Genomic DNA, 20,029 nt, shown 5'->3' on the forward strand with positions numbered 1-20,029 from the left:
GTTATCTGCACAACGGTTGCAGAACTTTAGTGCTAGGTATCACATTTTTGTGCTTGTTCAGCGTTTCTTTTTCTTCTGTGGCCTTTGCCGAGCAGCGACCTAAGATCGGCGTGGTACTCGGTGGCGGCGGTGCCAAAGGTGCCGCCCATATCGGGGTACTCAAAGCGCTGGAAGATCTTCATATTCCGGTCGACTATATTGCAGGGACCAGTATGGGCGCTTATGTCGGCGGTTTGTACGCGACTGGGATGAGTGCCGATGAAATCGAGGCATTGCTGACCAGCGTGGATTGGGATCGGGGCTATCAAGACCGGGTGATGCGGAGTGACCGTCGGGTCAGGGAAAAGCAACAAGAAGACCGATACCAGGTGACGAGTGAGCTTGGGTTTGGGTTTTGGGAGCTCAAAGCGCCGCGGGGGATTGTCCAGGGCCAGACCATGGGGGAGATCCTGCGCTCGACCTCCGGCAGCCTGCCGGTGTTTGACAGTTTTGATGACATGGTGATCCCATACCGGGCGGTGGCGACGGATATTGAAAACTTGCAGCCGGTGGTATTGGACAAGGGAGATTTGGCCGAGGTGATGCAGGCCAGTATGTCGATACCGGGCCTGCTGCCACCGAAAGAGCTTAACGATAAGCTGCTGGTCGATGGCGGGATCACCGATAACCTGCCGATTGATGTGGTGCGCAATATGGGAGCCGATATCATTATTGCGGTTGATATCAGCAACGAGTTCAAAAAGCGTGATGAGCTCAGCAACTATTTCGCGGTGATGGATCAACTGACGGACTTCATGGTGCGTGATAACGCTGACCGCCAGATCGCTTTGCTGTCGGATAAGGATTTTCTGATCCGCCCCAACATTCGCGGTATCAAGACCGCAGATTTTGCCCGTATGCCGCTGGCTTTCGAGAGCGGTTATGTCGAGGTGATGGCGATGGCCGACGAGTTGGCTCACCTCGGCCGGAGTACCTGGTTCCAAAACTATATCGACAGCAAGCAGAAACGGCGCCGCCAACTGGTACCGCTCGATGAGTTGTTGGTCGATGAAATACGGCTGCAGAATAACAGTAGCTATGCTGACGACGTGTTGCTCGACCGCTTGCAGCTTGAGGCGGGCCAGGCTATTTCCTCCGAGGACCTGAGTGAGAGCGTACGCAGTCTATATGCCCTGGATCGTTTTGAGCGGGTTGATTACCGTATCGAGCAAATTGACGGTGATAATGTCATTTTGCTTGATGTCAGGGAGAAAAGCTGGGGGCCGAATTTTATCGATTTTCGTTTTGCCCTTGAGGATGATTTTGAAAACAGTACCGATTACTCCTTTGGTGTCGCCTTCAATGTGACCGGGCTCAGCCGGGCTGGTGCTGAGTGGCGTACTGAGTTGGAATACGGCTCGGATAAGCGGATTGCCACCGGGCTGTACCTGCCTTTTGTCAAGGATCACGACTGGTTTTCGCTGATCACCGCCGAGTACAAAAATACCGATTACAACATCCCGCTATTTGGTGAAGAGCCGAGTCTTGAGGATATAGATTTCTTCCTGCCTGCCACCTATACCGATACCATTTTTGATGCTTCGTTTGGCTGGCAGCCGACGCTGTGGCAAGAGTTCCGGATCGGGATGCGTTATCTCAGCGGTGAAACGGAGGTACTGGGTTTTCCGGATTTCGGGATCGACAAGCGAAACAGCCAAATTGGTTATATCCGTTACAGTCTAGATACCCTGGATGACATTATGTTGCCCAAGCAAGGTAACCTCCTAGAGCTTGAGCTGGCAGCTTCGGATGACAACAGCCGCTTCCAAGGTACAGAGTATGAAGACTTCTCGGTTCATATGGATATTAACTGGAAGGGGGCGGTGACCTATGGTGACCATACCTTCATGGGCAAGGCGGAATATGGCCGGGTTCGATCGGACTTTGATCTGCGGCTTGATCCCAAAGAGCTGGGGGGATTCCTTAACCTGTCCGGGATCCCGAAGAACAGCCTGTCGGGTAACAACAAAATATTCACCGCCGCGATTTACCGCTACAACTTGATGGAACAGGATTTTGGCTTGTTCAAATCTTCGGTTTTCTTCGGCGGCTCGCTGGAATACGGCGGGGTCTACAACAGTTCAGATCTGAGCTTCAAGGATGTACCCCTCTATACCGCAGGCAGCTTGTACTCGGGGATCACCACCCCGGTGGGGCCACTTATCTTGGCTTATGGCCGGACTGAGCAGTCGAACCATGCATTTTATGTCTTCTTCGGCGGGGCACTATAAGTTAACAGTCTGATATGAGGGGAAGAATGCCAACGGTGGGTATTACGGTTGCTTACATTTATTCAAAATTTGTGAATGTTGTAAAAAACGACCGGATTTTAATATTACGTTAAATCTGGTATGCTCGATAAACGGTTTTGGTCTCCGTTGGCTGAAATAGTAACATTTCTTATGTGACAGAAGGAATATCAAGCCCTTCCAACACGCTAACGGTAGATCAATCACTTCCAAGGATGTTTGGCCATCGCGGCCAAACCTAAAATGAGGAATATGTCGTGCTTGAAGCCTACCGTAAACACGTCGAAGAACGTGCTGCAGAAGGAGTTGTTCCAAAGCCGCTCGATGCTGAGCAGGTTGCCGCTCTGGTTGAATTACTAAAGACCCCACCAGCCGGTGAGGAAGCCTTTCTGCTAGATCTCCTGGAAAATCGTATTCCCCCTGGTGTGGATGAAGCCGCCTATGTGAAGGCGGGCTTCCTTGCTGCACTGACCAAAGGCGAAGCGCAGTCCCCAATCGTCAGCAAGGAAAAAGCTGCCGAGCTATTGGGTACTATGCAGGGTGGTTACAACATCGAGCCGCTGATTGCATTGCTAGACGATGAAGCCCTGGCTCCGATTGCGGCTAAAGCGCTGTCTCATACCTTACTGATGTTCGATGCCTTCTATGACGTCGAAGAAAAAGCCAAAGCCGGCAATGCTTTCGCCCAGCAGGTGATCCAATCTTGGGCGGATGCCGAGTGGTTCCTGTCCAAGCCGGAGTTGGCTGAAAAGATCACCCTGACTGTTTTCAAGGTCACGGGTGAAACCAATACTGATGACTTGTCTCCAGCTCCGGATGCATGGTCTCGCCCTGATATCCCGCTGCATGCCCTTGCTATGCTCAAGAACGAACGTGAAGGTATCGAGCCGGAACAACCGGGTTCTATCGGTCCTATCAAGCAGATTGAAGCACTGAAAGAGAAAGGCCATCAGTTGGTCTATGTTGGTGATGTTGTCGGTACCGGCTCTTCCCGTAAGTCGGCGACCAACTCGGTACTGTGGTTCATGGGCGATGATATCCCTAATGTCCCTAACAAGCGTGCCGGTGGTTACGTGCTTGGTGGCAAGATCGCGCCAATCTTCTTCAATACCATGGAAGATGCCGGTGCACTGCCAATCGAAGTTGATGTGACTGCGCTTAACATGGGGGATGTGATAGATGTCTACCCGTACAAGGGTGAAGTCCGCCGCCACGGCAGCGATGATGTGGTGTCTACCTTCGAGCTGAAAACCGATGTATTGATTGACGAAGTGCGTGCTGGTGGTCGTATTCCTCTGATCATCGGTCGTGGTCTAACTGACCGTGCCCGCCAGTCTCTGGGGCTCGCTTCTTCTGATGTGTTCCGCCGCCCGGTTGCGGTTGAAGACTCAGGCAAAGGTTACACTTTGGCCCAGAAGATGGTCGGTAAAGCGTGTGGTGTTGAAGGTGTCCGTCCTGGCACATACTGTGAGCCGAAGATGACTACCGTGGGCTCGCAGGATACCACCGGTCCAATGACCCGTGATGAGCTGAAAGATTTGGCTTGTCTGGGTTTTTCGGCTGAACTGACCATGCAGTCGTTCTGTCACACCTCGGCGTACCCTAAGCCGGTTGATGTGAACACCCACCACACCCTGCCTGATTTCATCATGAACCGTGGCGGTGTGTCGCTGCGTCCGGGTGACGGCGTTATCCACTCATGGCTGAACCGTATGCTGCTGCCTGATACCGTCGGTACTGGTGGTGACTCGCATACCCGTTTCCCATTGGGGATTTCGTTCCCGGCAGGCTCTGGTTTGGTCGCGTTTGCGGCGGCAACTGGCGTCATGCCGCTGGACATGCCTGAATCTATCTTAGTCCGCTTCAAGGGCGAGATGCAGGAAGGCATTACCCTGCGTGACCTGGTTCATGCCATCCCTTATTACGCGATTCAGCAGGGGCTGCTGACCGTTGAGAAAGCGGGTAAGATCAATGAATTCTCGGGCCGCGTGCTGGAAATCGAAGGTGTTGAGCATTTAACGGTAGAGCAGGCGTTCGAGCTGTCGGATGCATCCGCCGAGCGTAGTGCGGCAGGTTGTACTGTTAAGCTATCGCAAGAGTCGATTGCCGAGTACCTTGAGTCGAATATCGTGATGCTCAAGTGGATGATCGCTGAAGGTTATGGCGACCGCCGTACCATCGAGCGTCGTATCACGGCGATGGAAGAGTGGCTGGCAAATCCTGAGTTGATGGAAGCCGATGGCGATGCCGAGTACGCGCATGTTATCGAAATCGATCTGGCAGAAATCAACGAGCCTATCTTGTGTGCACCGAATGACCCGGATGATGCGCGTCTGCTGTCTGACGTACAGGGCACCGCAATCGATGAAGTGTTCATCGGCTCGTGCATGACCAACATCGGCCACTTCCGTGCGGCAGGTAAACTGCTAGAGAAGTTCGGCGGTACGCTCGATACCCGCCTGTGGGTGGCACCGCCAACCAAGATGGACAAAGACCAGCTTACGGAAGAAGGTTACTACGGTATCTTCGGCCGTGCCGGTGTGCGTATCGAAACGCCGGGATGTTCGCTGTGTATGGGTAACCAGGCCCGCGTTGCCGACAAGGCAACGGTGATGTCGACATCGACCCGTAACTTCCCGAACCGTTTGGGTACGGGGGCCAATGTGTACCTATCTTCGGCAGAGTTGGCGGCAGTGGGCGCAATCCTTGGCCGTATCCCGACCAAGGAAGAGTACTTGGAGTACGCCAAGCAAATCGATGCGACGGCAGCGGATACCTACCGCTACCTCAACTTCCACCGCATGGAGCAGTACACTAAGAAAGCGGATGATGTGATTATCCAGCAGCCAGCCTAAGAGTAAGTTGCTACTAATAAAAACGCCTCCAGTTGGAGGCGTTTTTGTTTCTAGAGCTTAGCTTGTGACTAAGGGAATTAAGCGCTTTTTACTTTCGCTAATGCCTTGGCTTTACGGCGCTTGCTGAGCCAAAAGTGTTCGAGGCCGATGCGGCCGCCGCCTTGTACCATCAGGGTGAGGTAAACCAGCGAGTAGATAAAGGCCAGTTCAGCGCCTGCCCAGCCTTTGGCCATTCCCACTGCGTAGGTTGCTGTGCCCATGGTAAACAGCAGTACCAATGCACTGATACGGGTTAATACACCCAGCATCAAGGCTATCGAGCCAAGTACCTCGGCCAACATGGCCAGTACCAGGCTTGGGGTAGAGCCGATACCGAACGGGTCGATAAAAGTCGGAGCTAGCTCGCTGAAGTTGACGATCTTGCCGATGCCGTGGGTCAGCATCGCACCACCGATAGCCAAACGGAGCAGCAGCAGAAGCAGATCTTCGATACGGTGAGATCCGTTACGGCCGGATAAGAGAGCAAGTAGTTTGTCCATGACAGGATCCTTTAGAGAGAAAGAGTAGCTTGCCCTATTAGACTACGGGGGAGATGACTTTAATCTGAATGACACCGATCAATATGTGGTTCTGGGAGCAAGCTAACACCGTTTCAGGATGGTGGTTTTGTGGGGGGGGTAACACTTGAGCTAGAGGCTCGAGTGGTATGCCCCATAAAGTGGACTCGGGGGTGAATTCTCAAATTCGTACATCATGGTTTTTCATTACTCGAAGTCAGCGCAAAAAAAAGCCGATACGTGTAGTACCGGCCTCGTTATCTAGCTAACTATTAGCGTTTGCCGACAGTCAGCATCGCTGCCACGTTGCGCGCGGTCATCTCGACGTTGAAGGCTGCTTCATCCATTGCCGTTTGAAGCTCCATTGCCCTTGGGGTCACGCTGAATACCGCGTCGATGCCGTGGTCGTAAACCGCATCGCAATCGGCAGCCAGGCAGCCGGCAATACCGATTACCGGAAGATGGAAGCGCTTGGCCGTACGGGCAACACCGATTGGGGTTTTGCCATGAATCGTCTGGCTGTCGATGCGGCCTTCGCCGGTGATCACCAAATCGGCATCGGCACAGACATCCAGCAGGTTCACCGCATCCATCACGATGTCGATCCCCGGGCGCAGGCTGGCATCAAGCAGGCCAAGCAGGGCGGCGCCAAGGCCACCGGCGGCACCGGCGCCGGCCATGTCTTTGACATCTCGCCCGAGTTGGGTCTTGATGATTCCGGCATAGTGGGCCAGGTTGGCGTCAAGCAGCTCGACCATTTCCGGTGTCGCGCCTTTCTGCGGGCCGAAAATATGCGAGGCACCTTTCGGGCCACACAGTGGGTTGTCGACGTCACAGGCTACTTCCAGTTTCACCGTCGCAAGACGCGGGTCTAGGTTAGTCTTGTCGATCGTTGCGATACGTGCCAGCTCGCCACCGCCGAAACCAACTTCCTCGCCGTTTTCGTCAAGCAGGCGGATGCCCAGCGCCTGGGCCATACCGATGCCGCCATCGTTGGTGGCACTGCCGCCGATCCCGACGATAATGTGCTCGACACCTTTGTCCAATGCCGCTTTGATCAGCTCGCCAGTACCGAAAGTGGTGGTTTTTAGCGGGTTGCGCAGTTCAGGCTCGACAAGGTGCAGGCCAGATGCCGCCGCCATTTCGATTATTGCGGTACGGCCGTCGCCCATCACGCCGTAGAAACCGGCTACCGGCTTACCTAGAGGGCCGGTCACAGACTGTTCGACGATAGAACCATTGGTGGCATCAACCAGAGACTGCACGGTGCCTTCACCGCCGTCAGCCATCGGTAGTTTGTGGTACTCCGCTTCCGGCAGGACTTGGCGGAAACCCGCTTCGATAGCCGTAGCCACTTCCATGGCCGTCAAACTTTCTTTGTATGAATCTGGGGCAATTACAATTTTCATGACTATGAATCCTTAAACGAAGAAGCCGAATACACCGAAAATAAGGGTCGAGATGACAGCAATCACTAGGCCAACTGCTGACTCGTAAGGGACAAGCTTGAGGCGCTCTTTGATGTCCATGTGCACAGCACCACCGGTTGCATGGAAGAAGCTGCCGTGAGGCATGTGGTCCAGTACCGTTGCACCGGCATGGATCATCGCGGCACCTGCCAGTGCTGGCACACCCAGCTCAAGGATGGTGTGGCTGAAAACACTTGCGGCAACGGCGGTACCGGCGGTGGTTGAAGCCGTGGCCAGTGACATCATCGAGCCCGAGATAGGCGCCAGCAGGTAAGATGGCAGGCCAGAGGCGGTCAGCAGCTCAATCAGGCCGTCACGCAGGCCGGAGTTGGCAATGATGCCAGCCAGGGTACCGGTACCCAGCAGCATAACGGCAACAGGAGCCATACGGGTCAGGCCGGATACCGCAAAGTGGTTGGTATCGCGGAAGCGGCCCATCACGACGGCACCGACCAAGCCACCAAGAGGAAGCGCGATCAGTGGGTCAACGTTGATGCCGGCAATTGGGCGCAGGGCCAGCAGGGCAATTGCGATGAGCGGTGCAACAATGGCGGCACCGAATTTTGGCAGGCGGCTGTGGTCGATGGCGACGACTTCGTGCTCAGCCACCTTGCTGCCGCGGTTAACCAGTTTTTTGGCAATGAAGTAGGCGAAAGCCATGCCGCACAGGCCCGGGATCACACCGGCTGCCATCACGGATGTCAGCGGGACATCGAACGCATCGGCAGCCGCGATAGCATTGGGATTCGGTGACATGATGTTACCGGCCTTACCGCCACCGACCATGGCAAGAAGGATGGCCATTTTCGACAGGTCGGCACGGCGGGCAATGGCCAGCGCAATCGGGGCGACAGTGATCACGGCCACGTCAACGAAAACGCCGACAGCGGTCAGGATCATGGTGGCGACAGCCAGTGCCAGCAGGGCACGGGTTTCACCGACTTTCTTTACGATGGTTTCAGCGATAGAGGTTGCGGCCCCTGATTCAATCAAGACACCGGCAAGGACACCCGCGGCCAAGATCCGCAATACCGCTGTGACAATACCCTGGGCGCCACCAATCATCAGGTTCACGGTGTCGGTTAGCGACACGCCACCGACAATACCACCGACAAGGGCACCGATGATCATGCCGTAGGCGGGCGGTACTTTTTTCAGGATCAGGCTAATGGCCACGACCAGCGCAGCCAACGCACCAAGTGTTGATACTTCTACCATGTTCTATTCCACGTCAAAATAAAAAAAGAAAACGAAAATTCTTAACTGCGGTGGAATGTACTTGGCCTGGCCCGTTTTGGCTTTAGGCGAGGTGACGAAAAATCATCACCCCAGCATTATGTTTTTGTGCAATCGCACAAATTGAGGGGTTTGTCAGCTAGCAGGAAAGGGCGAGGTATAATCGGGTCTTATCAGATAAGTTGTTGAAACTTAGCTGGGTTTCCTGCTCGATGCGATCGAGGCGGTAACGCAGCGTATTGCGGTGAATATGGAGCACTTCGCACGTTTGAGCTAAATCACAATTCTGCGCAAAAAATGCCTTCAAGGTTTTTAGCAGGGTGCCTTTGGGATCATTGGCCCTGAGGGTTTCGAGAGGTTTGACCAATTGTTCGAAGCGCCATGGGTCTTCTTTGAGCCCGCTGAGCAGCACCGGCAGCAGGTGATCTTGGTAGAACAGGACACTATCCTTGCTGGTGGCAGCATTGAGCGTGGCCTGGGCGGTTTGGAACGAGCGCGACAGTCCCTGTAGCCCGGGGAAGTAGTCGCCGAGGGCGATCTGGATCGAAAAGTGGCTTTGCTTGGCCACCCGCCGTATCAGTTTGTCAATCCGCTTCTGTTCGATTGCCCGCGACCAGCCCGTCTCTTCGAGCGTGATCGGCTTGAGTACCACTATCTCATTGAGCGAGACCGAGTGGATACCGACCAAGTTATCACGCTCGGGGTATTCGAGTAGGTGGACCATTTTCTGTAAGTGTTCGAGCGACAGCGATGCGCCCGCGGCGGGAAGCACTTTGACCAGGGCGGCGATCCGGGGCTGGGCCAGATCCAGATCGAGTTTCTGGGCAATGGAGATCAGCTGGGCATCATTGAGCTCGGTATCCTTGATCAGCTGCAGCACCAGTTCCTCGCGGTGGCGCTTGTTCCACTGGACCTGGGACATCAGCGCTTCCTGCTCGACGATCAGCTCGGCGGTCATCTTGACCAGTTCGCCATAGTTGCGCACTTGATCCGGTGTGCCGGAGATCCCGACGACGCCGATAATCTGGTCGCGAAAGACGATGGGCAGGTTAATGCCCGGTTTGACGCCCTTGAGCTGCAGCGCGGTGCCGGGATCAATCTCGACCACCCGGTTGTCATTGATGGCCAGTATCGCCCCTTCATGGCGCTGGTTGAGGCGGCTGGGATCACCGGAGCCGATGATCCGGCCATATTCGTCCATGACATTGACCGAGTGTTGGATGATTTTCATCGCTCGCTCGACGATTTGCCGGGCAATGGTCGCATTGAGTTGCATTTTGGTGTCAGATCCTGAAAATGTGCGCTCTTGCGCGAAGAGGCGGTCTCACCGCCCAGCTTAAACCAGTTTATCATTTAAGATCACCGACATCACACAGAGGATAGCTATGGATTACGACTTTAAGAAAAACACCTTGGACGGTAGCTATCATGCGGTTTTCTCAATGGGGCATGAGGCCCTGGGCCGCTGGCTGGTGGAAGAGATCGGTAAGGACTTTGACAAGATGGACACCGTCATGTGCCAGCTTGGTGCACTGAAGAACAGCACCCAGGAATGGCGGATCATCGGTGACGAGCTGACCTTGAGTCTGCAGGATAACGAAGCGGTAGTTCAAGCTAACTATCTGTTTTCCGAAGATGATACCGAACTTGAGGATAATATGGACTTTTATGACGAAGAGGCCGTGGCGGTGTGTGGATTCGAAGACTTTGCCCTAGTTTTGACGGCGTGGCGCGCATTCGTCACCCGTTTTTGAGCGAGGTGGTTCCTGCGGGGAGAAATTGCCTCATCACGGTGAAAAGGCTGCACTATTTAGGTGCGGCCTTTTTTGTATCCAAATCACGATTTTAATTAAGTGATTGAAATTAAAGAATTAAAAAAGTTGGCACGTTGCTTGTTTGTTATTGAACTGTGATTGAGAAGGAATTCTGTTTTCGAGGAGCAGGCAATGAAATTGATCAACGCAATAATCAAACCATTTAAGTTGGACGATGTACGCGAAGCACTGGCTGATGTTGGTGTCGAGGGAATGACCGTTTCTGAGGTCAAGGGCTTCGGTCGCCAGAAAGGCCATACCGAATTGTACCGCGGGGCTGAGTACCAGGTGGACTTCCTGCCGAAGGTGAAATTGGAAATTGCTACCCAGGCCGAAAACATGGAAGCCATTATCGAAGCTATTTCAAAAGCAGCGCAGACCGGCAAGATAGGTGACGGCAAAATTTTTGTATACGACCTGGATCATGCCGTACGTATCCGTACCGGTGAAACCGATTTAGAAGCCTTATAAGAATAAGTGTAGGGGACGAAGATTATGGAACTAGCAACGACTGTTACTGAGCTGCGTTATGCTCTCGACACCTTTTTCTTTTTAATGTCAGGTGCCTTGGTGATGTGGATGGCGGCGGGCTTTGCCATGCTGGAAGCAGGGTTGGTGCGCTCGAAGAACACCACCGAGATCCTGACCAAAAACTTTTGTTTGTATGCTATCGCTTGCACCATGTACTTGATTGTCGGTTACAACATCATGTACGTCGATAATGGCGAAGGCGGTTGGCTGCCGTCCATCGGCGCCTTGATTGGTTCGCAGGCCGAGGGCGCGGATCACTCTTTGGAATCTGACTTTTTCTTCCAGGTGGTGTTTGTGGCCACGGCAATGTCTGTGGTATCAGGCGCGGTTGCCGAGCGTATGAAGCTGTGGTCTTTCCTTATTTTTTCTGTCATTTTGACTGGCTTCATCTACCCACTCGAAGGCTACTGGACATGGGGCGGTGGCTTCCTGTCAGAAGCGGGTTTCAGTGACTTCGCCGGCTCGGGTATCGTTCACATGGCCGGTGCTGCCGCTGCGTTGGCTGGGGTGATGCTGCTTGGTGCCCGTAAGGGGAAATACGGCAAGAACGGTGCCATCCACCCCATCCCTGGCTCAAACATGCCATTGGCGACGCTGGGTACCTTTATCCTGTGGTTCGGCTGGTTCGGTTTCAACGGCGGTTCGCAGCTGATGCTGTCGGATTTTGAGAACGCTACCGCGGTAGGCCAGATCTTCCTTAACACCAATGCGGCGGCGGCGGCGGGGGCGATTGCTGCGCTGGCTGTGTGCAAGACCACCTGGGGCAAGGCGGATCTGACGATGATCCTTAATGGTGCATTGGCCGGTCTGGTCGCTATTACGGCTGACCCATTGTCACCATCGCCAATGGCGGCAGTGAGCATCGGTGTGGTGGCGGGTGCGCTAGTGGTCTTTAGCATCATCGGCTTTGACAAGATCAAGATTGATGACCCGGTCGGTGCAATTTCGGTTCACGGTGTGTGTGGGTTCTTCGGCTTGATGGCGGTACCTTTCAGCAATGGCGATGCGACATTCGGTGCGCAGTTGCTGGGAGCGGCAGTGATCTTCGGTTGGGTATTTACTGCAAGCTTGGCGGTCTGGGCTGTGTTGAAGTACACCGTCGGTATTCGAGTGACGGAAGAAGAAGAGCTGGCGGGCATGGATCTTCACGACTGTGGTATTGATGCCTACCCTGAGTTTGTCAGTGTGAAATAAGTAACATATATTTAGTTCACATCTTTAAAAAAACGCTGCCGAAAGGCGGCGTTTTTTGTTTTTTATTGCTTCTGCGCATTGTTTTGCTTTTCGTCTACAGTATAATTGAGCGATATTGATAACCGTTATCATTACATTTTGCGTTTAAGGGAAGGATTAAAATGAAAAAGCTGTTGGCATCGGCAATTCTAGTGGGTTTGGCGGCTCCTCAGGCGGCAATCGCGGCTGAAGAAGTGAATGTTTACTCATACCGCCAGCCATTCTTGGTTGAGCCTATGTTCAAGGAGTTCACTGCTGAGACTGGTATCAAGGTGAATGTGAAGTTTGCCAAAGAAGGTTTGGCTGAAAAACTGCAGCAAGAAGGCCAGTACAGCCCGGCGGACGTAGTGTTGACAACGGATATTAGCCGTTTGGTTGAGCTTTCTGATAAAGAGCTCGTTCAGGCGGTTGACAGCAAGGTGATTGAGGCCAACGTACCGGCACAGTTCCGCGACAACGAAGACGAGTGGTTTGCGCTGACGCTACGCACTCGTAACGTGTACTCATCACGTGATCGTGTTGGCCGTCTACCTGCTGATTTTGATTACGCAGATCTTGCCAAGCCTGAGTGGAAAGGCAAAATTTGTACCCGCTCTGGTAAGCACCCATACAATATTTCTCTAGTGTCTTCGATGATCGCTCATTACGGTGAAGCAGAAACCAAAGAGTGGCTGGAAGGCTATAAAGCGAACCTAGCTCGCAAGCCACAGGGTAATGACCGTGCGCAGGTAAAAGCGGTGCGAGAAGGCCTGTGTGATCTGGCTATCGGTAACAGCTACTACCTTGGCAAGATGGTTAACGACGAGAAGCAGAAGTCTTGGGCCGAAGCGGTATACATTAACTTCCCGGGCCAGGAAAACAACGGTACCCACGTGAACGTCAGTGGTATGGCAATGGCGAAATACGCGCCTAACCAAGAAAATGCCCTGAAGCTGATGGAATTCCTAACAGGCGATAAAGCCCAGCAGATGTACGCGGAAGTGAACTACGAATACCCAGTGAAAGAAGGCGTTAAGCGTTCTGAGCTAGTGGCATCTTGGGGTGACTTCACGGCAGACAAGGTATCGCTAGATAAAGTCGCGCAATACCACAGCACAGCCATCAAACTGCTGGACGAAGTGAAGTTTGATCTGTAATTGGTTACAAAAAATGGGGTGTAATGCCCCATTTCTTGCTCAAGGCTAAGTACTTTTTCCAATAAGTTGTGGTAGTTTCACCCCTCCTGTAGCAAGGTTTTCCCCCTAGGTAGGAAAAACGCGAAGGGAAGAGTGCATCGGTGCCACATCTTGATTGCAAAAGGTACTAAGTAGTTAGCAATGAAAGAAAAATATTTATTCTGGCGGACCAGTGGTTGGGGCTTTTCCCTGCTGCTGGTTTTGCCTATTCTGGCCATCTTCTACACCGCTCTCGGTGAGACTGATAACGTCTTCTCCCACTTGATGGGAACTGTGATGCCGACTTATGCCGCCAATACGTTTTGGTTGGTGGCTGGCACCTTGGTGTTGGCATTGTTGTTTGGTTTGCCGGCAGCTTGGATCATGGCGATGTGCCGTATCCCCGGTGAAAAAGTGCTGCAGTGGTCACTGGTACTGCCGCTGGCCATGCCGGGCTACATCATCGGCTATATCTATACCGATTGGCTTGATTATGCCGGCCCGGTACAAATCCTGCTGCGCGATATCTTCGGTTGGCAGACGATGCAGGACTACTGGTTCCCGAACATTCGATCGCTCGGTGGGGCGAGCCTGGTGCTGGCCTTGGTGCTGTATCCTTATATCTACCTACTGGCCCGAGCGGCATTTATGGAGCAGAGCACCAGCTTGCTGCAATCGGCCCGATTGCTCAAATGCAGCCCACTGGACAGCTTCCGCCGTATTTCACTGCCTCTGGCCCGTCCGTCGATTGCGGTGGGGATGTCGCTGGTGGCCATGGAAACCCTGGGGGACTTTGGTACCGTCAGCTATTTCGCGGTGAACACCCTGACGACGGCAGTCTATGATACTTGGCTGGGGTATTCTAATTTGAATGCGGCCGCCAAAATCTCTGCCATCATGTTGCTGGTGATCTTTGTCTTGATCAGCGCCGAACGTTTCAGCCGCCGCAAACAGAAAATGTTCCAGCAGGAATTCGAGCATGGCGATGATGTCCGCTATGTGCTCAGTGGCTGGAAGAAGTGGCTGGCGTTAGGCTGGTGCTGGGGCTTGGTGGCATTTGCTTTCCTGATGCCGCTGATGCAGCTAGGTTACTACGGCTGGCATTATTTCGGTGACAGCTGGACCAGCCAGTTCCAGCAGTATAGCTACAATAGCCTGAAGGTGTCTCTCATTGCCGCAGTGCTGGCGGTTGCCTTGGCCTTGATCGTAAATTTCTACCGCCGCTTGGACGGTCGCAGCTTCACTATGGTGCCGGCCCGACTTTCTTCCCTCGGTTATGCGGTGCCGGGAACGGTATTGGCGATTGGGGTGATGATCCCGCTTACCAGTGCCGATCACCTGCTCAATGACTTTACCATCGCCAACGGTCTGGGTAGGCCGGGGTTGCTTTTCTCCGGTACCATGTTTGCCATTGTTTTTGCCTTTGTGGTGCGCTTTTCGGCCGTGGCGGTAGGCAGTATCGAAAGTAGCCTTGCCAAGATCCCGCCGTCGCTGGACATGGCCTCCAAGACCATGGGGTATGCGTCGCTGTCGATGCTGCGCCGCGTCCACTTGCCGCTGATCCGCCGCGGCTGCTTGATTGCCGGCCTGCTGGTGTTCATCGAGTCGATGAAAGAGCTCAATGCCGCCTTGTTGTTGCGCCCGTTCAACTTCGAGACGTTAGCAACTTATGTTTTTAATTTCGCTTCTGACGAGCAGCTAGAGCTGGCTGCCTTACCGGCGATCCTACTGGTCATTGTTGGCTTGATCCCTCTGGTGATGGTTAACCGTTCTTTGGAGCAGAAACACTGATGACTCACGCATTATCTGTTAGCAACCTGACCTGCAAATACAATGGTCAGGCCGTACTGGAAAACTTGTCGCTGCCGGTAAAAGACAATGAAATTGTCTGCTTGCTGGGGGCCAGTGGCTGTGGCAAAACAACCTTGCTCAAGGCCATTGCCGGTTTGCTGCCACTGGAAAGTGGAGTCATTCATATTAATGGCCGGATCATTGCCGATGAGCAGACCTGGTTGCCACCGGAGAAGCGGAATATTGGCATGATCTTCCAAGACTATGCGCTGTTCCCGCACCTGACAGTAGCAGAAAATATTGCTTTCGGCCTGCGTGACTGGGACAAGGCCAAAGTCAACGCCAAGATCCAGCAGATGCTGGAGCTAGTGCGCCTGACCGGGCTCGATGACCGCTACCCGCACCAGCTCTCAGGTGGCCAGCAGCAGCGCGTCGCGATTGCCCGCGCATTGGCCTGCGAGCCGGATTTGATTCTGTTGGATGAACCGTTTTCCAATATCGATACCCAGGTGCGCCACGGTTTGATCAAGGAGATCCGCCGTATTTTCAAGGCGCAGGGGGTAACGGCAATTTTTGTGACCCACAGCCGGGAGGAGGCGTTCGCGTTTGCCGACCGTATGGCGGTGATGAATAACGGGGTGATTGAGCAGTTTGGCACGGCGACAGAGCTTTACTATCGCCCGAGCAGCCGCTTTGTTGCTGAATTCCTCGGCACGGGCTCCTATCTGCCAGTGACATTGGCTGATGACAAGACCCTGTCGACGCCATTTGGGGCGATTAACCTCGGCAGTGCCCCAGCCAGCAACGGCGATGCCGAATGGCTGCTCCGCCCGCAGAACCTCAAGGTTCAGCCGGCGGAAGATGGCGCCGGGGTGATCACCGAGCAGTTGTTCATGGGGGATATCTGTCGTTATACGGTGGAGTTCCAAGGCCATAGCTTGATTGTCAACTCGCACCTTATTCTGCAGATCGGCCAGCGAGTGGCTGTCACCTTGGAGCCGCACGAGCCGGTGGTTTTTGCCGCTGCCAGCTAGCCCGACAGCTAGGGATAAAACGCACAAGGCCGGTCTCATTGTGACCGGCCTTGTTGTATCTGGCTGCGAGATAGCGAGCTACATGTTGAACAGAGCCCTGATATGGCTATCGGCCAGCGCCTGCATCTTCTCCCGCTCCGGGGTGATATTGGTCTGCAGGTAGAGGATGTAGCACAGGCCCTGGAATTGCCAAGCGCGGTCGCAAGCAGAGAACTCATCCGACAAACCGGCTTGTTCGAAGCGCTCGTTCAGCTGTGAGAAGTGGTGCTGGTTGCTGCTGACGAAATGCGGCCAGATCTCGTCCCGTACTGACGTACTCCACTCAAACCAAACTTTCAGCCAGTCTTTCTGTTCGACCACTTCGTCGATGAGATGGTAGCAAATAGTGGTAAGCTGCTGTTCAAGAGGCTGTTCGCTCGCCAGACCGTTGTTCATCATTGCAGTAAAGTGATGCTCGACCTGGTTCAGAACCTCTTCGACCAGTGCTTCTCGGGTTGGGAAGTAGTTGAAGACGGTGGCAACAGAGACATTCGCCATATCGGCAATATCAGCATGTCCCGCACGGCCAATGCCGCGTCTGGCAAAGACATCTAGTGCAAAGGTAAGAAGCTGCTCTTTGCGTTTTTCAGGGGATAGACGAGTCCTTGTTTTTTTCGCGATCGTATCCATGTCGATGATTCCTAGCTCAATTGTCATTATTTTGGTTATGTTTTATACGGTGACCACTTTACAGTAGCATTCATTCATATTCAATCATGTTTTATTCATTCTGTATCATATAATAGGCAGGGTCGATAAAATAACTATTAGTTTGTAGGGGTGGTAGAATAAGGCTCCGTTTTACCGCAAGCCGACAGGCGGCTGATGCAGCCGTACTGATGGAGAGAATGATGAAACATACCATTGAAGTAATGATTTCTGAGCAGGACGTTCAGGCACGTGTAACAGAGCTGGGAAAGCAAATTACTGAACATTATAAAGATTCCAACGATCTCGTGATGGTGGGCCTACTCCGCGGCTCATTTGTATTCATGGCAGATCTGGCCCGTGCGATTGAACTTCCTCATGAAGTCGACTTCATGACTGCATCAAGCTATGGCAACACCATGGAAAGCAGCCGTGATGTCCGTATCCTCAAGGATTTGGATGATGACATTAAAGGGAAGGATGTTCTGCTGGTCGAAGATATCATCGATACTGGCAATACCTTGAACAAGGTCCGTGAAATCCTGTCTCTGCGTGAGCCAAACTCTATCGAGATCTGCACCCTGCTTGACAAGCCGGAGCGTCGTGAAGTGGATGTCGACGTGAAATGGGTCGGCTTCGAAATTCCTGATGAGTTTGTGGTGGGTGTGGGCATCGACTACGCACAGAAGTATCGCCACCTGCCATTTATCGGCAAGGTTGTCCCGCAGGAAGACTAACCCCTACCGGGCGGAAAGGAAAAAGCGACTGGGCTGCAGTCGCTTTTTTTGTATATGTTCCCCGGGCGATCATCAGCCTTTGTGCGGCAGTATCTCCGCCATGGCGGCGTTGTAGGAGGCTTCCAGCGACTCGCGGCTGGTGGCCGTGACACCAAGGTTGCGCAGCTGACCATTGCCGATACCATAAATCCAGCCATGGATTTTCACTTGTTGGCCGCGTTCCCAGGCCTGCTGCATGATGGTCGAGTTGCCCAGGTTGTAGACCTGGTAGGCCACATTGAGTTCGCACAGCTTGTCGTCCCACTCTTCACGCGGTAGCAAGGCAAGGTCGTCACGGTGTTTCATGTACAGATCACGGATGTGCAGCAGCCAGTTGTTGATAAGGCCCAGTTGCGGGTTTTCGATAGCGGCAGTCACACCACCACAGCCATAGTGGCCGCAGACAATAATATGGCGCACTTTCAATACGTCGACGGCATATTGGACAACGGACAAGCAGTTCAGATCGGTGTGGATAACCTGGTTGGCCACGTTGCGGTGAACAAAGAGCTCGCCGGAGTCCAACCCGGTTAGACGCTCGGCGGGCACTCTGCTGTCGGCACAACCGATCCATAGGTACTCAGGGTGCTGGGCTTTCGCAAGATGACTGAAGAACTCCGGGTTTTCTTCCTTGATGTTCTCTGACCAAGCAACGTTATTTGCGAATAGCTGTTTAATATCTGCCATGATGATGCCTTTCTCTGATATTTTATACCCTCAGTTCAGGGAACAGCCCTGGTGCTGGGGAAAAACAAATTTACATAGGTATCAGTCCTGCTGTCAGTCCTGAGATCTATGTAAACCGGATGTAACTATACACAAGCTGTTTAGATATCAAATCGGAGTAGTTGTCCGAAGAAAGTTTCTAACATTAAGATCGCATTTTATGAACGCTTTGGAAATACAAAATTTAAACAAAACCTATAAAGGTGGCGTTAATGCACTGAAAAATATGAGCCTATGTGTTAAAGAAGGCGACTTTTTTGCGCTTTTGGGGCCTAACGGTGCTGGTAAATCAACAACAATAGGCATTATTAGCTCGCTGGTTAACAAAACCTCCGGGCAGGTAAAGGTCTTCGGCTATGACCTCGATACCCAGTTGGTCGATGCCAAAAAGCAGCTGGGCTTGGTGCCGCAGGAGTTCAACTTTAACCAGTTCGAGACCGTCGAGCAGATCGTGATCAACCAGGCCGGTTACTACGGGGTAGAGAAAGAGCTGGCCAAGGAGAGGGCGAAAAAATACCTGTCCCAGCTGGACTTGTGGGGTAAGCGCAAAGAGCGGGCCCGTAACCTTTCAGGCGGGATGAAGCGCCGCTTGATGATTGCCCGTGCCCTGATGCACGAGCCGCGCCTACTGATCCTCGATGAGCCAACCGCTGGTGTCGATATCGAGCTGCGCCGCTCGATGTGGGACTTCCTGCGCGAAATTAACCGCCAGGGAGTGACGATTATCCTCACCACCCACTATCTCGAAGAGGCCGAGATGCTGTGCCGTAACATCGGCATCATCAATCACGGTGAGCTGATCGAGAACACCTCGATGAAGGCGCTGCTCGGCAAGCTGGAAGTGGAATCCTTTATTCTGGATATCAAACTCAACGGCAATCAGCCGGCGTTGGCTGGCATGCACTGGAGACTGGCTGATAACCATACCCTTGAGGTTGACATCAACAAAGGCGATAGCCTGAACCATGTTTTCACCCAGTTGACAGAGCAGGGTATAGAGGTCATTTCGATGCGTAACAAGGCCAACCGACTGGAAGAGCTGTTTGTTACCCTGGTGGCCAACAGCAAGAACAAGCAAGGAGCCCAAGCATGAACCGGCAGTACTGGATTGCCTTCAAGAGCCTGATCACCAAAGAAGTGAACCGCTTTGCCCGGATCTGGGTGCAGACTATGGTGCCGCCGGCGATCACCATGACCTTGTACTTCGTGATCTTCGGTAGCCTGATCGGCAGCCGGATCGGCGAGATGGGGGGCTTCAGCTACATGGAATACATTGTACCCGGCCTTATCATGATGTCGGTGATCACTAATTCTTACTCCAATGTGGCGTCATCGTTTTTCAGCGCCAAGTTCCAGCACAATATCGAAGAGCTGCTGGTGGCACCGGTACCGAATTACATCATTATCGCCGGTTTTGTCGGCGGTGGGGTGTTGCGTGGCCTCGGTGTTGGGGTGATTGTCACGGTGGTGTCCCTGTTGTTTGTCGACCTGCAGATCGCTCATTTCGGTGTCATTGTCGCAACCGTATTGATGACCTCGGTGGTGTTCTCGCTAGGGGGGCTGATCAATGCCGTTTTTGCCAAGACCTTCGATGATATCAGCATTATCCCGACCTTCGTGCTGACCCCGCTGACCTACCTCGGCGGGGTGTTTTATTCGCTGAGCTTGCTGCCCGAGTTCTGGCAGGGCGTGTCCAAGTTGAATCCAATCGTCTACATGGTCAATGCATTCCGCTATGGTTTCCTTGGCGTGTCAGATGTCGGGATCGGTACGTCATTTGCGGTATTGGGTGTTTTCACCGTTATTCTCTATAGCATTTGCTACTACTTGATTTCCCGCGGTATTGGCTTGCGTTCGTAATGCTTGGCACAAGTTGAG

The 20,029-nt window shown here is 53.2% G+C and carries 17 protein-coding genes; 11 read left to right on the forward strand and 6 right to left on the reverse strand.

What is annotated here, in order from left to right:
• Positions 1 to 29 precede the first annotated feature (29 nt).
• Entirely contained in the window at positions 30 to 2,270 is a 2,241-nt protein-coding gene (locus tag C9J03_RS19300) for a patatin-like phospholipase family protein (protein WP_249031112.1), read from the forward strand.
• A 275-nt stretch (positions 2,271 to 2,545) separates the two neighbouring features.
• Positions 2,546 to 5,143 (forward strand): bifunctional aconitate hydratase 2/2-methylisocitrate dehydratase, encoded by a 2,598-nt coding sequence (gene acnB / locus C9J03_RS19305; protein WP_044622462.1) that lies wholly within the window; start codon positions 2,546 to 2,548, stop codon positions 5,141 to 5,143.
• 77 nt (positions 5,144 to 5,220) lie between these two features.
• Here acnB and C9J03_RS19310 read toward each other — a convergent pair whose 3' ends face one another.
• From C9J03_RS19310 to C9J03_RS19325, 4 genes are all read right to left on the reverse strand, one after another.
• Positions 5,221 to 5,682 (reverse strand): DoxX family protein, encoded by a 462-nt coding sequence (locus tag C9J03_RS19310; RefSeq protein ID WP_052829714.1) that lies wholly within the window; start codon positions 5,680 to 5,682, stop codon positions 5,221 to 5,223.
• Positions 5,683 to 5,972: 290 nt separating this feature from the next.
• On the reverse strand, positions 5,973 to 7,109 hold the full coding sequence (locus tag C9J03_RS19315) for a glycerate kinase (RefSeq protein WP_044622463.1): 1,137 nt from the start codon (positions 7,107 to 7,109) through the stop codon (positions 5,973 to 5,975).
• A gap of 12 nt (positions 7,110 to 7,121) precedes the next feature.
• Positions 7,122 to 8,387, reverse strand: coding sequence for a GntP family permease (locus tag C9J03_RS19320; protein WP_039456967.1), 1,266 nt, complete (start codon positions 8,385 to 8,387; stop codon positions 7,122 to 7,124).
• A gap of 157 nt (positions 8,388 to 8,544) precedes the next feature.
• Positions 8,545 to 9,681 (reverse strand): sugar diacid recognition domain-containing protein, encoded by a 1,137-nt coding sequence (locus C9J03_RS19325; RefSeq protein WP_044622464.1) that lies wholly within the window; start codon positions 9,679 to 9,681, stop codon positions 8,545 to 8,547.
• Positions 9,682 to 9,790: 109 nt separating this feature from the next.
• On the opposite strand from C9J03_RS19325, the gene C9J03_RS19330 reads away from it, so the two are divergent.
• The 6 genes from C9J03_RS19330 to C9J03_RS19355 all read left to right on the forward strand — a co-directional run bounded on the left by C9J03_RS19330 (position 9,791) and on the right by C9J03_RS19355 (position 15,962).
• On the forward strand, positions 9,791 to 10,159 hold the full coding sequence (locus tag C9J03_RS19330; RefSeq protein WP_044622465.1) for a YacL family protein: 369 nt from the start codon (positions 9,791 to 9,793) through the stop codon (positions 10,157 to 10,159).
• 192 nt (positions 10,160 to 10,351) lie between these two features.
• Positions 10,352 to 10,690, forward strand: a complete 339-nt coding sequence (locus C9J03_RS19335; RefSeq protein WP_039456980.1) for a P-II family nitrogen regulator — start codon at positions 10,352 to 10,354, stop codon at positions 10,688 to 10,690.
• A 24-nt stretch (positions 10,691 to 10,714) separates the two neighbouring features.
• Positions 10,715 to 11,944: an ammonium transporter gene (locus C9J03_RS19340; RefSeq protein ID WP_044622466.1), complete on the forward strand. Its 1,230-nt coding sequence runs from the start codon at positions 10,715 to 10,717 to the stop codon at positions 11,942 to 11,944.
• Positions 11,945 to 12,105: 161 nt separating this feature from the next.
• Positions 12,106 to 13,119 (forward strand): Fe(3+) ABC transporter substrate-binding protein, encoded by a 1,014-nt coding sequence (locus C9J03_RS19345; protein WP_044622467.1) that lies wholly within the window; start codon positions 12,106 to 12,108, stop codon positions 13,117 to 13,119.
• Positions 13,120 to 13,299: 180 nt separating this feature from the next.
• Complete coding sequence (locus tag C9J03_RS19350; RefSeq protein WP_044622468.1) at positions 13,300 to 14,928, forward strand: ABC transporter permease; 1,629 nt, start codon at positions 13,300 to 13,302, stop codon at positions 14,926 to 14,928.
• On the forward strand, positions 14,928 to 15,962 hold the full coding sequence (locus C9J03_RS19355; protein WP_044622469.1) for an ABC transporter ATP-binding protein: 1,035 nt from the start codon (positions 14,928 to 14,930) through the stop codon (positions 15,960 to 15,962). The genes C9J03_RS19350 and C9J03_RS19355 overlap by 1 nt, the downstream gene beginning before the upstream one ends.
• A gap of 78 nt (positions 15,963 to 16,040) precedes the next feature.
• Here C9J03_RS19355 and C9J03_RS19360 read toward each other — a convergent pair whose 3' ends face one another.
• Positions 16,041 to 16,631, reverse strand: a complete 591-nt coding sequence (locus C9J03_RS19360; protein WP_044622470.1) for a TetR/AcrR family transcriptional regulator — start codon at positions 16,629 to 16,631, stop codon at positions 16,041 to 16,043.
• Between the two features lie 221 nt (positions 16,632 to 16,852).
• On the opposite strand from C9J03_RS19360, the gene hpt reads away from it, so the two are divergent.
• Positions 16,853 to 17,386, forward strand: a complete 534-nt coding sequence (hpt, locus tag C9J03_RS19365) for a hypoxanthine phosphoribosyltransferase (protein WP_044622471.1) — start codon at positions 16,853 to 16,855, stop codon at positions 17,384 to 17,386.
• A 72-nt stretch (positions 17,387 to 17,458) separates the two neighbouring features.
• On the opposite strand, the gene can is transcribed toward hpt, so the two are convergent.
• On the reverse strand, positions 17,459 to 18,112 hold the full coding sequence (gene can / locus C9J03_RS19370) for a carbonate dehydratase (RefSeq protein ID WP_044622472.1): 654 nt from the start codon (positions 18,110 to 18,112) through the stop codon (positions 17,459 to 17,461).
• A gap of 199 nt (positions 18,113 to 18,311) precedes the next feature.
• Between can and C9J03_RS19375 the strand changes: the two genes are divergently transcribed.
• The gene (locus C9J03_RS19375; RefSeq protein WP_039457006.1) at positions 18,312 to 19,244 is read left to right on the forward strand and encodes an ABC transporter ATP-binding protein; all 933 of its coding nucleotides are present in this window, start codon (positions 18,312 to 18,314) and stop codon (positions 19,242 to 19,244) included.
• Positions 19,241 to 20,011: an ABC transporter permease gene (locus C9J03_RS19380; RefSeq protein WP_039457009.1), complete on the forward strand. Its 771-nt coding sequence runs from the start codon at positions 19,241 to 19,243 to the stop codon at positions 20,009 to 20,011. The genes C9J03_RS19375 and C9J03_RS19380 overlap by 4 nt, the downstream gene beginning before the upstream one ends.
• Positions 20,012 to 20,029 lie beyond the last annotated feature (18 nt).

The organism is Photobacterium gaetbulicola (assembly GCF_003025515.1).
GTDB classification, from domain to species: Bacteria; Pseudomonadota; Gammaproteobacteria; order Enterobacterales; family Vibrionaceae; genus Photobacterium; species Photobacterium gaetbulicola.